The 1,968-nt window shown below is 64.9% G+C and carries 2 protein-coding genes and 1 pseudogene; all 3 read left to right on the top strand.

What is annotated here, in order from left to right; genetic code table 11:
- Positions 1–361 (top strand): annotated as a pseudogene (locus tag AHiyo1_RS05575) (amidohydrolase family protein); the annotation flags it as partial.
- 215 nt (positions 362–576) lie between these two features.
- Positions 577–1,494, top strand: coding sequence for an SIS domain-containing protein (locus AHiyo1_RS05570; protein ID WP_059387877.1), 918 nt, complete (start codon positions 577–579; stop codon positions 1,492–1,494).
- An 8-nt stretch (positions 1,495–1,502) separates the two neighbouring features.
- On the top strand, positions 1,503–1,968 hold a 466-nt coding region (locus AHiyo1_RS05565; RefSeq protein ID WP_113990572.1), incomplete at its 3' end, for an ROK family protein.

Below are 1,968 nucleotides of genomic sequence, written 5' to 3'. Positions count from 1 at the left end.
CCGCCAGCCGCTCGCCCCGGGCAGGGCGTTGATCGACGCTGGGGTGCAGATTGCCTTGGCCGCGAACTGCAACCCCGGCACCTCCTACACGAGCTCCATCGCCTTCTGCGTCACCACGGCGGTGCTGCAGATGCACCTAAGCGTCCATGAAGCTGTCCGGGCGGCTACGTATGGCGGTGCGCTTGCGCTCGGCAGGGAGTCAGGCAATGACGTCGACGGCGAACGGGCGGTGGGCTCGATCACCGTCGGGCACCGCGCCGACCTGCACATGCTCAAGGCGCCGTCGGCGACCCACCTGGCGTACCGGCCCGGTATCCCGCTGACTTTCGCCGTGTGGCGGGCGGGCGTCCGCGCTGTCTAGCGGCGCCTCCGCAACGCTTCTCCCCACAGCTTTCGCAGCACAGGCAGGGCCTCTCCAGATGGAGGGGCCCTGCTTTTGCTTGGGCGTGTCCGAGGTGCCGCACGATCCTTGTGCGATTGAATATGATCGTTTAGTGTTTATATGGATCATAAAACGTCAAATGGTTGAGTGTTGAAGAGCGCGTCGAAGTAGCGCGGACAGGAATGGTAAGTGCGATGAGTAACAACACCCTCGGGGCCTTCATGGAAGAAGAGCTTGTTTCGCAGCCCGAGGTCTGGCAGCGGGCCATCGAGCAATCCAAAGCGGAGCACCTGCTTCCCGCCGACGGCGAGCGGATCGCCGTCGTCGGTTGCGGTACCTCATGGTTCATGGCGCAAAGCTATGCCGCCGCCCGCGAAGCCGCAGGCAAGGGAGTCACCGACGCGTTCGCAGCGTCCGAAGCCTTCCTCAATCACAACAGCGCGGGCCGCCAGTACGACGCCGTCATCGCCATTACCCGCTCCGGTACCACCACGGAGGTGCTTGAGCTCCTGGAAGCCTTGCGTGGAAAAGTCCGCACTATCGCGGTGATCGGCGACGTGAATTCACCCATCACCACCCTGGCCGACGCCGTGATCGGCCTTCCCTACGCGGACGAGAAATCGGTGGTCCAGACCCGCTTCGCCACGACCGCCCTCGTGTACCTCCTGACGAGCCTGGGCATCGAACTCGGCACGGCAATCGAGGACGCCCGTCCGGCAGTGGCCGAGCCCGTTTCCCAGGAGTTGCTCGACGCCGAACAGTTCACCTTCCTCGGTACCGGCTGGACCGTTGGCCTGGCCCACGAAGCAGGCCTCAAGATGCGCGAAGCAGTTCAGGGCTGGACCGAATCCTACCCGGCAATGGAATACCGGCACGGTCCCATTTCCATCGCCGCCCCTGGCCGGGTGACGTGGATCTTCGGCCCGCAGCCCGAGGGCTTGGACGCCGACATGGGCCGCACCGGCGCCCTTTACGTCAATACCGGCAAGCACCCGCTCGCCGAGCTGGCCCGGGTCCATAAGGTCACGCTGGAGAGGGCACGCGTACGCGGCCTCAATCCCGACCTCCCGCGTAACCTCACGCGCTCTGTTGTCCTGAACGCCACGGCCTAGGCAATCCCATGGTTCTCGGAGCCGCTGAATCCGCAGTCCTGGCCTTCGATGTCGGAGGGACCGATCTGAAGGCAGGCCTGGTCGACACAGCCGGGAATGTCCTGGGTTTACGCCGCAGGGCTACGCCGCATGATCCTTTGCGGCCGGGCGAGGCGATCCTGGACGCCGTTGAGGCATTGGCCTCGGAATTTGCCGCTGAATTCCCCGCCCACCCGGCGAAGGCAGCATGCATTGTGGTCCCGGGAATCGTGGACTCCGACACCGGAGTGGGGATCTATTCGGCGAACCTGGGCTGGCGGAACTTTCCCTTTGGGGAAAAGGCCGCGCAACGCCTCGGACTGCCGGTCTCCTTCGGGCACGATGTCAGCACGGCCGCCGAAGCCGAATTCCGTTTCGGAGCGGCCCGGGATTTTCGCAACGTCGTGGTGATGGTGGTCGGCACCGGGATCGCCGCCGCTGTCATCTCCGACGGGT

This window comes from Arthrobacter sp. Hiyo1 (assembly GCF_001263615.2).
GTDB lineage: Bacteria > Actinomycetota > Actinomycetes > Actinomycetales > Micrococcaceae > Arthrobacter.
Note: the sequence above shows the minus strand (reverse complement) of the source record. Positions and strands in the feature narration are given on the sequence as shown.